Origin of the sequence: Streptococcus cuniculi, assembly GCF_004570575.1 — a bacterium.
Classification (GTDB): domain Bacteria; phylum Bacillota; class Bacilli; order Lactobacillales; family Streptococcaceae; genus Streptococcus; species Streptococcus cuniculi_A.
Window position 1 is genome coordinate 1 of sequence record NZ_SPPD01000004.1, and the last position, 15,029, is coordinate 15,029.

Consider the following 15,029-nt stretch of genomic DNA (forward strand, 5'->3'; position numbering starts at 1 on the left):
TTGAAGAGCTCAAACATTACGCTAAAAATCCATATACAACACTAAAATAAATTTAAAGACCAGCCAAATCCCTTGGCACACAAGGAGGGAGCTGGTCTTTGCTTGTTTTTAAGTGATAAACTCGGGAGTATGAACAAATCAAACGGGATGAACCATAGCCTCCAAATTATGATATAATGGTACCATTATGCTTGAAGAAAATAGCAGAGGATTTTTTGACGAGTAGAATGCTTGACTAGGGAAGAGAGTGAAGAGATGTACGATTATCTGATTGTTGGAGCGGGTTTGTCTGGAGCAGTATTTGCCTATGAAGCGACCAAGCGTGGAAAAAAAGTAAAAGTGATTGACAAGCGAGACCATATCGGAGGCAATATCTATTGTGAGTCGATTGAGGGCATCAATGTCCATAAATATGGGGCGCATATTTTCCATACCTCCAATAAACGAATCTGGGACTATGTCCATCAATTTGCGACCTTTAACCACTATGTCAATGCTCCTGTTGCCAATTATCAAGGGAAGTTGTATAATCTGCCCTTCAATATGAATACCTTTTATACCATGTGGGGTACGACAACACCTCAAGAGGTGAAGGAGAAAATTGCAGAGCAAACTCAGCATTTACAGGATACGGAGCCTCGGAACTTAGAGGAGCAGGCCCTGAAATTGATTGGAAAAGACGTCTATGAAATCTTGATTAAGGGCTACACAGAAAAGCAGTGGGGACGGTCAGCCACGGAGTTACCCCCCTTTATTATCAAACGGCTACCAGTTCGCTTTACCTTTGATAATAACTACTTCAATGATTGCTACCAAGGAATTCCAGAGGGTGGGTACAATGTCATCATCAAAAAAATGCTAGAGGGAATTGATTTAGAGCTTGGGGTGGATTTCTTTGAAGAAAGAGGAGCATGGGAGGCGCAGGCGAACAAGGTAGTCTTTACGGGCATGATTGACCAGTATTTTGACTACAAGCATGGGGAGCTGGATTACCGCGGGCTTCGATTTGAACACGAGGTGCTGGACACAGATAATTTTCAAGGAAATGCTGTGGTCAACTACACAGAAAGATCAGTACCCTATACTCGGATTATTGAGCACAAGCACTTTGAATTTGGAAACCAAGAAAAGACGGTCGTCACTAAGGAATATCCAGCTGATTGGAAAAAAGGGGATGAGCCCTACTATCCGATCAACGATGTGGCAAACAATGCCATTTTTGCCAACTATGCCAAAGAAGCAGAGAGCCTGAAGGACAAGGTCATCTTCTGTGGTCGTTTGGCAGACTACAAATATTACGATATGCACCTAGTCATCGAGCGCGCGCTTGAGGTGGTAGAAGCGGAGTTTGGGGAATAAGTAGATAAAATACCAGATTGGCTGTTAGGGGGTCTGGTATTTTTTGTGTTCAAAGAATTTTAGTTGTATTGCTATCTTTGGCACAATGATATGACAAAGGTTGTAGAAAGTGGGGATGTTGGTCAAATGAGGCTAGCGCTAAGAAGATAGTCTTTGACAAATTCATTAAAAAAGAATACAATGTATTCAGGAGGCGAAAGTTTTATGGCTACAATGACTTTACGAATTAACGAAGAAGATTCAAAATTGATTAAGAATTATATTCAAATGCACGGTTTGACTATCTCTGATTTTGCGCGTCAATCGATGCTGGAACGCATAGAAGATGAATATGATTTGGCTGTTTTGCGTAAAGCTATAGAAGAAGACGATGGTGTTCGTATCCCGGTTGAAGACTTGTTTGAGGAGTTTGGGATATGAAGTATAAAGTAGTATTGACCTCTAGGGCTGAAAAGCAACTTAGAAAGTTAGATACCTATACTCGAAAAATTATTCTTTCATGGATTAAAAAGAATTTAGTTGGTACGGATAATCCTAGACTTCATGGCAAGAGCTTAACAGCGAATCATTCTGGAGAATGGCGATATCGTGTTGGAGATTATCGTATATTGGCCAATATCTGTGATGGTGAGATTGTGATTGAAATCTTTACAGTTGGTCATCGCAGAGATGTTTATTAAAGGGATTAGCGAAGTTGCTAGTCTTTTTTTTGTTGATAGGACAATTTTTCTGATAAATTAGCGGTGTTAAGAAAATCGCAAGTAGAACAAACTTACTTATGACAACCAAAAAAGCCTTGCAGTACAAGGCTTTTGGAGATATGCGAACATCCTCCCTGTAGTCTTTTAGGGGTAAATGGAAAAAAGTATCGCAGTTAATAAAATGAATGAAATCAAGAGTTTATCAATTTTGTTTTTTATTAGTAATATAAAGAAAACGATTATTTTTTGACCAAATTTTGACCAAATGAATATAAAATAAAGGTTATTATCACGGAATAGTGGCTTTTATTTTGTGTTTAAAGATTTTGTTTCTACTTGCTTTGTGTTGCTATTTGTGATACAATGATATTACAAAGTTGATACAAGGAGGTGTTTATATGTCTACAATTGCTATCCGAGTTGATGAAGAACTAAAAGATGAAGCGTCAAAATTGTATAAAAGCATGGGACTTGATATGACAACAGCTATTAAGTTGTTTCTCACACAATCTGTTCTAACTCAATCCATACCCTTTACGATTAAAGGAAATAATGATGTAATCTTTGAGACAAGAATTGGAGAGACTTCTGCACTTATTCGTACACGGAATATTTCAGAATATAATTTAGAAACTCAAAAGTCTTATTATGATACAATTGAGCGAATCAATCGTGAGGGTGTTAAGCCATCTACAGAAAGTGTAGATGATTTCTTTGAGAGGATGATAAGAGAAAATGCTGACGCATGAGTTTACAAATCGTTATAAAAAGGATTTAGCAAAGTTGATTAAGCGTGGGGTTGATGTTTCACTGATCAATGTAGCAGTTAAAAAGATTATCAATGATGAAGAATTGGGGTATGAGTATAGAAAACATGTTTTAGAGCCTAAAAATCAAATCCCTAAGTTGTGGGAAATTCATTTAGGTGGTAGAAAGTCTGATTTGTTGATGATTTATTATTATTTAGAAAATGGTACTCACGTTGTATTTGATCGTGTAGGTAGTCATTCTGATTTATTCAGGTAGTGTGGAGATAGAAGGGGTAAGTTATATGAAAAAAGTTGTATTAGCTTTCGTTTCAGTTGTAACAGTATTATTGTTAGTAGCTTGTTCAAGTTCTCAAAACATGGACGGAGAGTATCCATATACTTATGAGAATAATACATTAACTTATGACGGTGATACTTACATTAAAGTTGGCAGTAAAGAATATAAAGAGAAGATGAAAGAGATTGAAAATTAAAAGAAAGACTAGAATTGGGTTTCTAGTCTTTTTATATTATAGTATTGTTGTGGTTATAAAGGACTTTTTGGATAATTGCCGTTATAAAGGACTTTTGATTTGAAAAATCATATTAAAGTGTGCATTTTTTGCGTTCTTAAAGGCTTGTTCAGTTGTTATTTTATCTGACTGATAAATATAGTAGAGTGTTTTACCATAGTCAAAATAGAAGTTATATTCAATGTTTGGGTAGGTTTCTTTAAGATTTTCAATAAAAGTTTTGTCTGCCAGTTCTTCTACCTCTATGCTAGTAACGATGTTCTGTTGCTTAAAAAGGTAATTGATAAGCTCGATAGGTGGAATAGGTACAGCTTTATACTCGTTTATGATTGTTTCTTCTGCTTGTTTGAGTGCTTCTACAATATCATTAGGCGCTTTTCGGGTAATATAGTTCTGAATGATGACTGCGATCTCATCATCATATAATTTTGTGTGATAGCCAAGGACTTGTTTTAATCGGATTTGGAGTGCTTCTTTTGAGATTTCAAGCTCAACTAGAATATCTTGAAAAGTTTTCTGATGATAGAGAATCTTTCCTAATAAAACAATGTCAGGGGCAAGAAGAATCCCTGCAAAAACATTTGCCTCTATTTCTTGTATCGTATCTTCATTTTGATTGGCAAAAATGTAACCGTCATGTTCTAGCAAAAAGTGCGCTAGTTCGTGACATTTTGTGAAATTTTGACGGTTGCGGTGGTGGGTGATTTGATAGGAGATAGAGGAACGGTTCAATTTATCTTTGACCGCAAGTCCAGAAAGATCGTTATGTAGTCTATGTGGCATGACTAAAATATCGAGTCTAGTAGTTTGACGCTCAAAAAAAGAATGATAGTTGTAACTATCCACTTTACTATCATTCAATTTCATGTCTTTGTAAATCCAACTATTTGCAATTTCTCGGATTCTATTATAGACTGCCGTTTTTCCGTTTTTCATCACGTTCTCTAAATAGTCTTTCTCTCTCAAGTAAAAAGTCTTTTAAGTCGATTTCGAGTTGTGCTTTTTCCTCATCAGATAGATTGTTAGAGGTCTTACGATAGAGTAGTTCAAAATCGGATAAGTTAATCTCATCTGATTTTTTTATATCGGTTTTCCCGAGGAGGTAGTCGGCAGAGACACTGAAAAAACTGGCGATTTTTTCAATTTTGTCTGCCGTTGGCTTCTTCTTTTGATTTTCCCAGTCACCTAAAGCTTGTTGAGATACTTGCAATGCTTCAGCAACTTCTTTTTGAGTTAAAGTTAGATTTTTGCGTAGTTCTTTTATTCTTGTTCCAATGTCCATTTGATAAATCTTCCTTCTTGTAGTCGCAGTTTGGGTAATTTGTACAAGCGTAGAAATAATAATTTCTGGTCTCACTGTACTTTTTTATAATATAGCCATTGTGGCATTTATAACATTCTTTGATATTATTTTCTTTCAAATTGTTTAAAAATATATATTCTACAAGTAAATCAGGAACAATTTGATTGATGAATTGTAGTAGACCTTTTCTATCAATAAATTCAATGTTTGGATAATCATTTTGTGTTGAATTTACGTTGCCAGTAAAGAATGATGTAGTGATAAAAACTTTTTTGTTTGCACCAGGAATCCCGTTAAATTTTTGAATGTCAGAAATGCCTACGATTTTAGGGGTATTTGCAGAAAGGCTATGATGTTTGCATTGAATAAAGATTATTTGACCTTCATTATCTTTAGCGATAATATCAACGCCTACTTCTTTTGATTTATCTGTTATCTCTACTTGATACCCTGCTAATTCATATAAAATTTGGATAAAATATTCAAATTTCAGCCCTTGGTTACTTTTATTTTTATAAATAGTATCTAAACTTAGTAGATAATCTATTAAATATTTTTTGGTAAAATCGTCGGGTTTAAGTTTAGGGGACTCTGACTTGGTTTGTTGAAAAATAGTTGAGAAAAATTTTTTAAAATTCATGATAAAATCTATTGACAAATACAACCGACAGTTGTATAATATTCTTAACAACTAATGGTTGTTCAAAAATTAAAACATTAACTATAAAAGTGTAACATAAAATAGGTGGTAAAAATGAAAGAAACGAAGATAACGAAACCACAAATTGTAGAAGCTGTTTCTATTATTTACAGACGTCGGCGCCTTCTTATGAATTTTAAAGAGGAATGCGAAATGCTATCTATGGGACCAAAGGAGTCCGAGAAGCTACTAGAAACGATTCCTACAGTGTATCAAGAACGATATGATGAAATTGTGGATGAATTTAAGAGAAATCTTGAAAAACTATCAAATGACATGATAGAGAATGAATTTTTCTCTTGTGAGCCGATTGATAGTTAATCTTAGCCTCGCAATTTAATAATGGAATCAATAGTAGCGTAGCTAAACTGTAGTAGTTTAGGTTTGAGACTGCTATAGGTTCTATCTTCGACTATTCCAAGAAGCTGAGAAAAGAAAATCCGCTCCAGTAGATGCCATTCTTGACCAGCTTCTGGATAGTCTGAGACAAAGGAGAAAAATTCATTTTTGGTAAGTTTGATGAGTTCTTCAATTAGAGATTCTTGCCTCAGAAAATGTTGACCGACAATTCGTTTTTCATAAGGTAGTATCATATCTTGAAAGTGTGTTAGTAGTTGTTCTTGATTCATAGGAAATACTTTCTTTTAATAGTTACAATCATACAATCAATCTTAGGTATTGGTTATATGATTCTAGCTATTAAGGCTAGACGGGATTCAATGCTTGTTTATTTTGTTCAATAACCAATCAAAACAATATTTAACAATATTAGAAATGATTGCGGAAATGAACATATGAAAAATATTCATTTATTGTCTCCTTTACAAAAATCGTTCGTTTATTGACGAAAATATTTTGTTCATTGAAAACAATAAATAAAAAGTGCGTCAGACAACCTGTAGACTGGCTGAACCAACACACGCATAATAAATGTGATAATTTCATTATACGTGTAAATGTTCAAAAAGTCAAGTTCAGATTGGAGTGATTGTACATTTCATGGAGTCTAGCAAAAAGGTTAGTTGTTAATTCCATGTTGGCTGTGCCATAATTAAATACCTCTTTTTTCTTTCTTTTTAATCTTAGAGAAGAATCGGAATTTTAATGCTAGATTCCATGAAATGTATCATCCACGTACAGGCTTTTTAGTCCATTTTCGTCTGTTGAGAGGAAGTCTAGTAAAATGGGAGTTGCCGACCCTGGAGGGGTGATAAACAGCTGGAAGGTTTGATACACTTGGACATGATACGTTCTATCCAAAGAGGTCTGCCGTAGTAAGCCTAGGCGATAGCTAGAAGATAGTCTAGTGAGAGTAGTACACAGTAACAGTGAGTGTACACGTAAAGACTGTCACCTAGTGAGACACAAGTAGCGTGCGAAGATACGAGCCCGCATCTTGGATAAAGGTTTTTCAGTATGCCTTCATTCAAGAAAAGCATGTTAGCGAAAAATAATCCTACCTATTGTTATGAGAAGTAGGTAGGATATTTAAAAAGGGTAACAAGAATACTTGTTGCTCTTTTTAAGTAGAAAAATATATTTTGCGAGGTGAAAGAATATGGAAAAAGATAAAAAACAAAAACGTGAGGAGCTTGAAAACAAAATATTGGATTTAGCTTTAGCAGCTGCGGACGGAAACTCAGAAGCTAGGGCTATTTTGGAATTATTGAAGGAATTTCTTAATTGGTTATAAAAATATAGAAGAGTAATAAAATGGTTGAAAATGTAAGGAAATTACCTGTCTTATCTGAAGATGATCCAAGGTATGAAGTAACATTAAAGAAACTGATAGCTGTATTGATGATTTCACATCAGATGAAGTCATATGATCCCACAGCGGTATTCGATACTTTTTTCGAACTTCCAGATGAAATTTACGATTACTATTGTAGGCAGAATTTTAGCGAGGATAAAGAAATGATTAGCTATTTAGAAGAAATTGAAGAAATTAGCAAAGGCTATCAATCAGCTTTATTTAATTTAGCTTTAAGCATACTTTCCAATGAAGGGCGACGATAAGTCAAAACAGTTTTTCTTGTGATATCTAGTATATCGTTGGAAAGTTCAATAAATTTCTGCTCAATACCACGGATATTATGCAATTTGATGTGGTAGCGAAACTTATTATAATACTTTTTTTCAAGTTCTTGTATTCGTCTATTGATAATATCAGGGAAATGGAAGATTGATTTATTGTCGTATGTTATTCTGCTGATTTTAGTAGCTATTCCATCCGTTTTCGAAAACAGGTTTTGAAATTCAGACTCAAAGCCTACCAGGTTTCCATTGGTTGCAAAGCTGGTAAATTTCTCGCGATAGTATTTTAAGTAATTGTTTTTGGGATGGAGCAGAAAGTCTTGTATTAACGTATAAAAATCCATAATCGCCTCAATGTTTTTTATACTTAGTATAACATTAGGCGAGATAAGGGGACAACAAGAGAACTTGTTGCTCTTTTTAAATAGAAAAAGAATGGAGTTATAAAGTGAATGAGAAGAGGTATATTGTACGTATTTCAGCAAACAAGCAACCACTTTCATATAGGTGGGAGCCTCCTTTAACATCTGAAGAAAGAAATAGTACAGGATACATACACGGAAATGCTAAATATCACCTTTTCAACACTGAGACAGGGTTTTCTTATTGTAAAAGGTATTGGTAAGAGCCTTATTATGCTTTAGAGGTTCAATACTCTGGGAAAGACAGTGATTTTTGTAAAAAATGTTTAAAAAAATATAAAAATATAAAAGGTTGGAAGAGGTAGAATTATGGAAATGATAGTAGTATTATTATTTTATTTGGGAGTAAAGTGCTTATGTTATTGACTTTTTATCTATATTTTGTTGTATATGAGGAAGATAAAGAGTTTTTTTGTAGATAATGTCTCGATGTTTTATTGGGAATTTATTGCTATTTATAAATTGCTAAAGAAACTTATAAGCAAATTAGGTAAATTGTTAAAGAAAGTAGGGTAGGTAGTACCATGAATAAATTAGCCAATCGTCTGAAAGAGTTACGGATTGATAATGGGAAAAGCAAGGAGGAGCTGTCTGCTTACCTAAGTATTTCCCAGTCCTCCTACAATCGTTATGAGGCAGGTAGTCGCAATCCTGATTATGATACATTGATAAAAATAGCTATTTTCTATGATGTCACGCTAGATTATTTACTAGGTCGTGATGATATAGAAATGCCAGTATTTGATAGAAGCCAAGTTGTTTCCTATAAGGATTTAGTGGATAAGGGTTTGAATCCCAAGTTAGCACATGGTTTGATTGCAGAAATATACTCAAAACAATCTTTTGAAGAACGTATTTGTCGTTATCCAGGAGATAAGACAAAGTATGTTTTGAAGAAAGATGTCAAGGCTTTATTGGAAAGCTTGGGAGATGACTTGCTATAAGAAAATCAAAGGGTAACAAGAACATTTGTTGCTCTTTTTATTTATGTTAAAGGAGAAATCAAAAACATGTATGTAACGCATATCAGACCAACAAACACTCACGAGGCAATCTCATCTCAACTAACATTAAAAGTTCTATCAGATAAGGCTTATAATAGTTCATTTGAATTAGCCAGTGAGCTATCGGATATGATTGATCGTTGGAGAGAAGAACTCATAGCTCAAAGAATGACAAAAGAAATGACAGCTTATGATTTCAAAATCTATCTATTAGATGAATTGAGATACGGTAGTTACTTATTCGGCTGGACTTCTGAAGATGCATTAGAGCTTCTTTTAGAAATAGATTATCTAACCAATAATAGTAACTAACCACATTGTTTTTATTTTAAAGCCATTGAAAGGGGTGAGTATAATTTGTATTAAAGTAATTCCAAAAACACAATATAGTGCAGAAATGCTTGAATTATCGACGTTCTATGGCGTTGTCTACTATGATGAAGAAACAGATCAGGAGTATTATCCTGTTTATCCATTTGCACCAAGTCGATTGGATAAGAAGCATTTAAAAGAGTTCGTCGCAACATATTATGATGAACTAGAAGCCTGTTATAAGCAGAATGTTTATGCGAGTTTCTTATTCCAGAAATGTAAGTTTGAAACAGAAGCCAAAGAAAAACTTAAGAAAGAATGGCATAAAAAGGGTGTCATCATCAACTAGACTATTTATTCAAAAATATAGATAATCCTTACTGAATCAGCTATAAACAACCCTTAAAATATGGTATAATAGTAGGTAAGAAAACACTTGAAAAACAAGGAGAAATCAATGAAAAAGAAGATGTTATTGTTAGGAGCGCTTGCTTCTCTAGCAACTGTCACAGTCTCTACAGTTACACAGACAACGGTTGCTTACGCAGAGACAGAATCAAGCAAACTGACACAAGCACAACAAGCAGTCAGTCAGGCTCAAAGAGCGCTAGATCAAGCCAATCAAGCGGTCACTGTAGCTAAAAACGATTTAAACGTATCTAAAGCAAGAGTAGATGATGCCCAAAACAAGGTTGATTCTCTTCCAACGTTCACCTTGACACCTGAATATGTCGCATATCTGAAAGAACAACGCACTCCTGGAGGACATGCCACAGCTAGTGCAAAGCTCAAAGCGATCAACGATAGCGTCAAAGCCCTCAATGTCTACACTCAAAACAACGAGGACAAGACCCGCATAATTTCAGACATCAACCGTTTAACAGTCGATGAAATTCGAGAGTTAACCTTCTTTGCGCAAGCCCTCATGAATCAAATCAGAAGCCAGATGGGTACACCAAAAGCCAACGTGAGCGATGGCGCTACTCGCTTTGCCTCTTTTGTAGCTCTAGGGTATATCAGTGATGGCTGGGACAGTTGGAACAACGGACACGATGTACGAGCGATCAACGAAGCTGCTCGCATTTCTGGATTAGAGATGGGGCAGAATAATTATTATGAAAATTTGAGTGTTACATTGCGTTCTACACAGTCGATGTCAATGGCAGAAGCTAAACAAGAAATATACGATGGTTTTGTTAATCTTATGCTTAATGGATATGAATGGGCGCATGCAGCTAGTATGGCAGGCTTGACGAGAGAAGGAGAAGTTTATCTAGGTGTAACTCTTTCTCGAACAAATGGCTCATTAAACGTACATGTACTAGCTATCCAAAACAAGCAAATTATCGACGCTTCAAAATTTAATAGTACCCTCTTACAAACTACCCTACCAGAACGATCTATCTTACAACAACAACTCCGTGATGCGAAAACGCAATACACCATTTCAGAACGTGTATACAACGAGACAGTCGCAAAACAACAAGCAGCACAAGCCGCTTTAAACCAAGCTCAAGCAGTGCTTGCAGCAGCTCAACCAAAGCCCAAACCAGATCCTAAACCAAGTACACCTCCATCATCTTCTAAGAAGAACACCCAACAAACAACCAGCCTACAATCCGTTTTCCGTATGTATAACCCAGGTCTCAAAGTTCACCTTTATACAACAGATACCAACGAATACAAGGTTCTATCAACCCGTGGCTGGAGACAAGAGGGAACAGCTTGGAAGACGGAAACAAGCAAGGGTCAATCAGTATACCGTATGTACAACCCAGGTCTCAAAGTCCACCTCTATACCAAGGACGCGAATGAATACAAAGTCCTTTCAACCCGTGGTTGGCGACAAGAAGGTGTAGCGTATCGCTCATCAGGAACTGTAAAAATCTATCGGATGTATCACCCAGGCATCAAAAAACACCTCTATACCAAAGACGCTAACGAATACAAAGTCCTTGCAAAACGTGGCTGGAGACAAGAAGGCGTTGCTTGGTATAGTAAATAATCAAGAGAATACATCGATAAATTTGACAAAGGTGATCTAGTATGATACTATAATCTTGCGAATAAGGATTTCGTACCTAAACATAGGTAACGGAAAAGCCCTCTACACTATCCACATTGTAGAGGGCTTTTTTTACGTAGTTTGCGACTAACTACGTCCGAGCTAGTGGCACTTAATCGTCGTCTTTCCTATCTAGCCATTTAGAAAATAGTGCAAGCACTATCCCAACCAAGATTGGTGCGACGATATTTATAAGGATTTCATACCACATAGGCAACTCACCTCCTTTCGACAGGCGGTGTTTTGTTTGTGCCAATGTTATTATATCATAAGCAGGAGGAATAGATAATGAAAAATAGGGCTCGCTCCCCATCGTATAAATTTAACGTTGTCATGTAGCTGTTTTTAACAGCTATTTTTTTATTGTCAAAAGAAAGGAAGCAAAATTAAAAAAATGTTTAATCAAACAAAACAAACTGTAAACGGTCATGGATTTTTCCGTAAAAAGAAATGGGCAAAAGGCCTTGTGTCAGGTATTGCGATTGCAGGAGTGGCAGTATTCTCATCACATGCAGTACTCGCTGATGAAGTAACGACAAGCTCACAAAATGCAATTGTCGTAGAAAACCCAAATCCAGCGACGAACCTAGAAGCACCTCAAGAAGCTCCAACGAAAGATGCAGTAGCTAGTCAAAAACAAGCTGATACCTATACTGGAGAAGTTACAACGGTCATTGAAAGTCCACAGCTTGATACAGAAGTTAGACAAGCTCAAGATGCTGGTGTAGCAGTCACAACAGGCGAAACAAAAACCGTCACAGACTTGTCAGAAGCAGAAACCTCTTATGAGAAACAAGCGGAAGAAGTCAAACAAACAACAGCTACCTACACCTCTACGAAAAAAGAAGTTGAGGCAAGCAATCAAGCAGTTGACGCAGTTGTCAAACAAGCACAGGACTTGAATGTAGAAGTGACAACTGAGATAAAAGAAGTCACAGACTCTACTCAAACACCACTTGATAGAACGCAAGTAGATACTGCAAAAGCTCAGCTTCAAGTCTATGAAAAAGACTTGAAACAATTTGAAGACCAAAAAGCAGCTCTCGCTAAGCAGTATGACACTGACCTCGCACAATACAACAAGGATCTAGCTGACTACAACACAAAGAAAGCGGACTACGATGCGAAAAAGGCAGCCTATGACCAGAAAATGGCTGATCTCAAAGCCAAAACCACTGTCACAGGTTATCCAACAGAAGTTATCGCCCAGCATCTTGATTTCAACTCAGAACCTCATGCCCGTGTTAAAAACATTGAAGGACCAGTCAAGGTAATTAAGACAAGTGCCCTAAATGCCTATGTCGCAACAGGTAAAGCCTTTACAAATAGTGGCGCTTTCTTATCCTACATCGCTGCCAACTATGCAACGAGTGTGACAGATTTTGGCCAAGAAGATGCCTCAAATTTCTTGTGGGTTGATAAGGGCGATACTTTCTATGTCACTTACGATAACCTCTCAAACTCTCGCTATGGTGATTCTGCACTAGGAGAGGTGAAATATCGCTACACACTAAATTCTGCTTCAGGTGGAGATAATGCGATTTTCGAAATCTACAACGATCCAACTCGCACTGTCCATATCTATTCTCATCCTCAAAATAAAGGAAATGATACAGCAGATGACCTAAATGTCTCTATGCGTGTCCATCTTTATGACAAAAATAAGCAAGAGATCGTGCCTTCCAAAGATAAACCAATTGCGGTCAATTTCGGATCGCTCAATAACAAAACTTCTCCGACGGTCGACTATTCAAACGTAGAATACGTTGCTTACGGAAATGGTCGCTTTGTACCCATCAATGGCTCTTCTGTCACAGACCATGGAGGTATCATCTATGCCTCTCAAAACAACTCCTACACAGATGGCACAGCGACTTCTGCTAAATACTTCTCTGCTGGAGATAAAAGCGAAGAAACTCGTTATTACGGTGCGGCGGTAGGTGTTTACACTAGCCCGATTACGTTTCAATTTGGTGCAAATAACCGAGACATTACGTCTACCGAGAACGGTGGTCATACCGAGCCAACCAATATCTGGTTTGCCTTTAATACAAATGTCGTAGGCCATGTCCCAGTTGTGCCAACCAAACCAACACCGCCTACTAAGCCAACTGAGCCAAATCCGAAAAATCCATTTCTTGACCCGCTTAAACTAACTCTCATTAAATACACCGTTCCAACTCCAAAGGTAGTTGTAAACAAGTATCAGGTCACTCAAACACCAGGTATTTCAAAAGCCGTGCAGAATGATTCTGGTGAGGATGTTAATGGCAAAATGGTCGCTAAAGGCTCTACTGACCCATTCATTCTAAAGACAGATGAACTGAAGGCAGGTCGTGATGTGGTTGAGCAGGGTTCTTATATCCTCGTTGACCATCTCCCAACAGGCTACATGCTAGACTTGAAAGCAACGCAGGACGCAAACAAGGACTATACGGTCACTTATGACAAAGTGACTCACACTCTGACTGCGGTCGCAACGGAAACACTTGTCAATGCGATGAATAGTGATGTGAAAGCTTCCTTTGATACACCAGATTTCATCGTGATTGGCTCTCCTCAAAATGATAACGGGAAATATGTCAATAACTATAGCTTGTCCATCAATGATTACAAGGTCTACTCAAACACTGTGACCATCTACACTCCAGGCGGTGAAGGACCTGAAAACGGTGGCTCAACGATTCAACCTCGTAAGAAAGTAGTGGACGATGCAGGAAATGACATCAATAACAAGAGTGTCCTTCCAAGTCAAACCGTGAATTACCTAGGTACTCATAATTTGGATCAGTATAAGGGCATGAAAGCAGGTCTTGCGTCTGTTTTGAAAGGTTTTGCCTTTGTGGACGATTATCTCGATGATGCCCTTGACGGAAATAGTATGAAGGTAAACTCTATCACTGCCGCAAATGGTGATGATGTAAGCAAGCTCCTAAGCATGTACCATGTGTTATCCGTTGATACACTCTCTGAAGAACTACGCAACCTTGTGCTTAATTCTGGTATTAGCCCAGTAGGTGCTTTCTATCTCTGGGTCGCAAATAATCCAGAAGATTTCTACTCTAAGTACGTGCAACAAGGACTAGACATCACCTACAATCTTTCGTTCAAGATTAAAGATGGGGTTGTGAAAGGTGATGTTACCAACCAAGTCTCACAAATTGACTTTGGAAACGGATATTATGGCAATATCGTTGTAAACAAACTTACACCGCCAGAAGTCTCAAAAGATGTCCTAGACACGAAAGACGGCAGCTCGATTGACAATGGTGAAGTCAAGCTAGGAGACAATGCGGCCTACAAATTGACTGGTTGGGTTATTCCTGCAGGGCGTGGTTATGACTTGTATCAGTACACGTTTAAAGATAAGCTACAAGTCACGCATGATGAATATCAAAATCATGAAGTGACTTTGAGTGTTGATGTTGTTCTTTCTGATGGTACAGTCATCAAAGCTGGTGAAGACTTAGCTCAATACACTACCTACACCTACAATAAGGAAACGGGCCAATTTGAGCTAATATTCGAAGAAGAATTCTTACGCTCTATTTCTCGTGATAGTCAGTTTGGTGCAGATGTCACAATTACGGTCAAACGCATCAAGGCTGGTACGGTTGAAAATGAGTATACCTTGACAGTCAATGCCGACGAGGTCGTCTCAAACAAGGTCGTAACAACGACACCAGAACCACCACAGCCTGCAAAAGAAGCACCAGTCCAATCGGCTGGAGTTCTTCCACGTACAGGTGAAACAAGCTCTATCCTAGGCTCTCTCGGTATTGTGATGCTTAGTTTCCTTGCTTTTCTCTCTTTCAAGAAAGTAAGAGAAGAAGACTAATCACAA

General features: G+C 37.2%; 19 protein-coding genes and 1 pseudogene. 14 read left to right on the forward strand and 6 right to left on the reverse strand.

Going from position 1 to position 15,029, the window contains the following annotated elements; genetic code table 11:
* Positions 1–255: 255 nt before the first annotated feature.
* From glf to E4T82_RS03825, 6 genes and pseudogenes are all read left to right on the forward strand, one after another.
* Positions 256–1,359 (forward strand): UDP-galactopyranose mutase, encoded by a 1,104-nt coding sequence (glf, locus tag E4T82_RS03800; protein ID WP_135181552.1) that lies wholly within the window; start codon positions 256–258, stop codon positions 1,357–1,359.
* 204 nt (positions 1,360–1,563) lie between these two features.
* On the forward strand, positions 1,564–1,779 hold the full coding sequence (relB, locus tag E4T82_RS03805) for a type II toxin-antitoxin system RelB family antitoxin (protein ID WP_135181553.1): 216 nt from the start codon (positions 1,564–1,566) through the stop codon (positions 1,777–1,779).
* Complete coding sequence (locus E4T82_RS03810; protein ID WP_135181554.1) at positions 1,776–2,039, forward strand: type II toxin-antitoxin system RelE family toxin; 264 nt, start codon at positions 1,776–1,778, stop codon at positions 2,037–2,039. Before relB ends, E4T82_RS03810 begins: the two co-directional genes overlap by 4 nt.
* A gap of 419 nt (positions 2,040–2,458) precedes the next feature.
* Positions 2,459–2,614 (forward strand): annotated as a pseudogene (locus E4T82_RS13150) (type II toxin-antitoxin system RelB/DinJ family antitoxin); the annotation flags it as partial.
* 181 nt (positions 2,615–2,795) lie between these two features.
* A complete protein-coding gene (locus E4T82_RS03820; RefSeq protein WP_135181556.1) occupies positions 2,796–3,086 on the forward strand; it encodes a type II toxin-antitoxin system RelE/ParE family toxin in 291 nt (96 codons plus the stop codon).
* A 25-nt stretch (positions 3,087–3,111) separates the two neighbouring features.
* Positions 3,112–3,303 (forward strand): hypothetical protein, encoded by a 192-nt coding sequence (locus E4T82_RS03825; RefSeq protein WP_135181557.1) that lies wholly within the window; start codon positions 3,112–3,114, stop codon positions 3,301–3,303.
* 81 nt (positions 3,304–3,384) lie between these two features.
* On the opposite strand, the gene E4T82_RS03830 is transcribed toward E4T82_RS03825, so the two are convergent.
* From E4T82_RS03830 to E4T82_RS03840, 3 genes are read right to left on the reverse strand one after another with little or no spacing between them, the layout of a single operon-like run.
* A complete protein-coding gene (locus E4T82_RS03830; RefSeq protein WP_135181558.1) occupies positions 3,385–4,278 on the reverse strand; it encodes an ImmA/IrrE family metallo-endopeptidase in 894 nt (297 codons plus the stop codon).
* Complete coding sequence (locus tag E4T82_RS03835; protein ID WP_135181559.1) at positions 4,250–4,624, reverse strand: helix-turn-helix domain-containing protein; 375 nt, start codon at positions 4,622–4,624, stop codon at positions 4,250–4,252. Before E4T82_RS03835 ends, E4T82_RS03830 begins: the two co-directional genes overlap by 29 nt.
* Complete coding sequence (locus tag E4T82_RS03840) at positions 4,557–5,285, reverse strand: restriction endonuclease (RefSeq protein ID WP_135181560.1); 729 nt, start codon at positions 5,283–5,285, stop codon at positions 4,557–4,559. The genes E4T82_RS03835 and E4T82_RS03840 overlap by 68 nt, the downstream gene beginning before the upstream one ends.
* Positions 5,286–5,399: 114 nt before the next feature.
* Here E4T82_RS03840 and E4T82_RS03845 point away from each other — a divergent pair, with 114 nt between their 5' ends.
* Entirely contained in the window at positions 5,400–5,666 is a 267-nt protein-coding gene (locus tag E4T82_RS03845) for a hypothetical protein (protein WP_135181561.1), read from the forward strand.
* Positions 5,667–5,668: 2 nt separating this feature from the next.
* On the opposite strand, the gene E4T82_RS03850 is transcribed toward E4T82_RS03845, so the two are convergent.
* A complete protein-coding gene (locus tag E4T82_RS03850) occupies positions 5,669–5,974 on the reverse strand; it encodes a hypothetical protein (protein ID WP_135181562.1) in 306 nt (101 codons plus the stop codon).
* Between the two features lie 929 nt (positions 5,975–6,903).
* On the opposite strand from E4T82_RS03850, the gene E4T82_RS12945 reads away from it, so the two are divergent.
* Both E4T82_RS12945 and E4T82_RS03855 read left to right on the forward strand, forming a co-directional pair.
* A complete protein-coding gene (locus tag E4T82_RS12945; RefSeq protein WP_265588298.1) occupies positions 6,904–7,038 on the forward strand; it encodes a hypothetical protein in 135 nt (44 codons plus the stop codon).
* A gap of 20 nt (positions 7,039–7,058) precedes the next feature.
* The gene (locus tag E4T82_RS03855; RefSeq protein ID WP_135181563.1) at positions 7,059–7,364 is read left to right on the forward strand and encodes a hypothetical protein; all 306 of its coding nucleotides are present in this window, start codon (positions 7,059–7,061) and stop codon (positions 7,362–7,364) included.
* On the opposite strand, the gene E4T82_RS03860 is transcribed toward E4T82_RS03855, so the two are convergent.
* Positions 7,307–7,885 (reverse strand): hypothetical protein, encoded by a 579-nt coding sequence (locus E4T82_RS03860; protein ID WP_135181564.1) that lies wholly within the window; start codon positions 7,883–7,885, stop codon positions 7,307–7,309. The genes E4T82_RS03855 and E4T82_RS03860 overlap by 58 nt on opposite strands.
* Before the next feature lie 443 nt (positions 7,886–8,328).
* Here E4T82_RS03860 and E4T82_RS03865 point away from each other — a divergent pair, with 443 nt between their 5' ends.
* From E4T82_RS03865 to E4T82_RS03880, 4 genes are all read left to right on the forward strand, one after another.
* On the forward strand, positions 8,329–8,748 hold the full coding sequence (locus tag E4T82_RS03865; protein ID WP_135181565.1) for a helix-turn-helix domain-containing protein: 420 nt from the start codon (positions 8,329–8,331) through the stop codon (positions 8,746–8,748).
* 66 nt (positions 8,749–8,814) lie between these two features.
* Entirely contained in the window at positions 8,815–9,120 is a 306-nt protein-coding gene (locus tag E4T82_RS03870) for a hypothetical protein (RefSeq protein WP_135181566.1), read from the forward strand.
* An 85-nt stretch (positions 9,121–9,205) separates the two neighbouring features.
* A complete protein-coding gene (locus tag E4T82_RS03875) occupies positions 9,206–9,469 on the forward strand; it encodes a hypothetical protein (protein ID WP_135181567.1) in 264 nt (87 codons plus the stop codon).
* A 108-nt stretch (positions 9,470–9,577) separates the two neighbouring features.
* Positions 9,578–11,125, forward strand: coding sequence for an SEC10/PgrA surface exclusion domain-containing protein (locus tag E4T82_RS03880; RefSeq protein WP_135181568.1), 1,548 nt, complete (start codon positions 9,578–9,580; stop codon positions 11,123–11,125).
* A 172-nt stretch (positions 11,126–11,297) separates the two neighbouring features.
* Here the strand turns inward: E4T82_RS03880 and E4T82_RS03885 are convergent, their stop codons facing one another.
* Positions 11,298–11,396, reverse strand: coding sequence for a type I toxin-antitoxin system Fst family toxin (locus E4T82_RS03885; RefSeq protein WP_135181569.1), 99 nt, complete (start codon positions 11,394–11,396; stop codon positions 11,298–11,300).
* A 183-nt stretch (positions 11,397–11,579) separates the two neighbouring features.
* Between E4T82_RS03885 and E4T82_RS03890 the strand changes: the two genes are divergently transcribed.
* A complete protein-coding gene (locus E4T82_RS03890; protein ID WP_135181570.1) occupies positions 11,580–15,023 on the forward strand; it encodes an SspB-related isopeptide-forming adhesin in 3,444 nt (1,147 codons plus the stop codon).
* Positions 15,024–15,029 lie beyond the last annotated feature (6 nt).

Excerpts from the sequence above, each read along its gene's own strand:
- E4T82_RS03855 (WP_135181563.1), top strand. The coding sequence starts at position 7,059 with ATGGTTGAAAATGTAAGGAAATTACCTGTCTTATCTGAAGATGATCCA.
- E4T82_RS03845 (WP_135181561.1), top strand. The coding sequence starts at position 5,400 with ATGAAAGAAACGAAGATAACGAAACCACAAATTGTAGAAGCTGTTTCT.
- E4T82_RS03825 (WP_135181557.1), top strand. The coding sequence starts at position 3,112 with ATGAAAAAAGTTGTATTAGCTTTCGTTTCAGTTGTAACAGTATTATTG.
- E4T82_RS03865 (WP_135181565.1), top strand. The coding sequence starts at position 8,329 with ATGAATAAATTAGCCAATCGTCTGAAAGAGTTACGGATTGATAATGGG.
- E4T82_RS03860 (WP_135181564.1), bottom strand. The coding sequence starts at position 7,885 with ATGAAAGTGGTTGCTTGTTTGCTGAAATACGTACAATATACCTCTTCT.
- E4T82_RS12945 (WP_265588298.1), top strand. The coding sequence starts at position 6,904 with ATGGAAAAAGATAAAAAACAAAAACGTGAGGAGCTTGAAAACAAAATA.
- E4T82_RS03830 (WP_135181558.1), bottom strand. The coding sequence starts at position 4,278 with ATGAAAAACGGAAAAACGGCAGTCTATAATAGAATCCGAGAAATTGCA.
- E4T82_RS03890 (WP_135181570.1), top strand. The coding sequence starts at position 11,580 with ATGTTTAATCAAACAAAACAAACTGTAAACGGTCATGGATTTTTCCGT.
- E4T82_RS03880 (WP_135181568.1), top strand. The coding sequence starts at position 9,578 with ATGAAAAAGAAGATGTTATTGTTAGGAGCGCTTGCTTCTCTAGCAACT.
- E4T82_RS03835 (WP_135181559.1), bottom strand. The coding sequence starts at position 4,624 with ATGGACATTGGAACAAGAATAAAAGAACTACGCAAAAATCTAACTTTA.
- glf (WP_135181552.1), top strand. The coding sequence starts at position 256 with ATGTACGATTATCTGATTGTTGGAGCGGGTTTGTCTGGAGCAGTATTT.
- E4T82_RS03810 (WP_135181554.1), top strand. The coding sequence starts at position 1,776 with ATGAAGTATAAAGTAGTATTGACCTCTAGGGCTGAAAAGCAACTTAGA.
- relB (WP_135181553.1), top strand. The coding sequence starts at position 1,564 with ATGGCTACAATGACTTTACGAATTAACGAAGAAGATTCAAAATTGATT.
- E4T82_RS03840 (WP_135181560.1), bottom strand. The coding sequence starts at position 5,285 with ATGAATTTTAAAAAATTTTTCTCAACTATTTTTCAACAAACCAAGTCA.
- E4T82_RS03870 (WP_135181566.1), top strand. The coding sequence starts at position 8,815 with ATGTATGTAACGCATATCAGACCAACAAACACTCACGAGGCAATCTCA.
- E4T82_RS03885 (WP_135181569.1), bottom strand. The coding sequence starts at position 11,396 with ATGTGGTATGAAATCCTTATAAATATCGTCGCACCAATCTTGGTTGGG.
- E4T82_RS03850 (WP_135181562.1), bottom strand. The coding sequence starts at position 5,974 with ATGAATCAAGAACAACTACTAACACACTTTCAAGATATGATACTACCT.
- E4T82_RS03820 (WP_135181556.1), top strand. The coding sequence starts at position 2,796 with ATGCTGACGCATGAGTTTACAAATCGTTATAAAAAGGATTTAGCAAAG.
- E4T82_RS03875 (WP_135181567.1), top strand. The coding sequence starts at position 9,206 with ATGCTTGAATTATCGACGTTCTATGGCGTTGTCTACTATGATGAAGAA.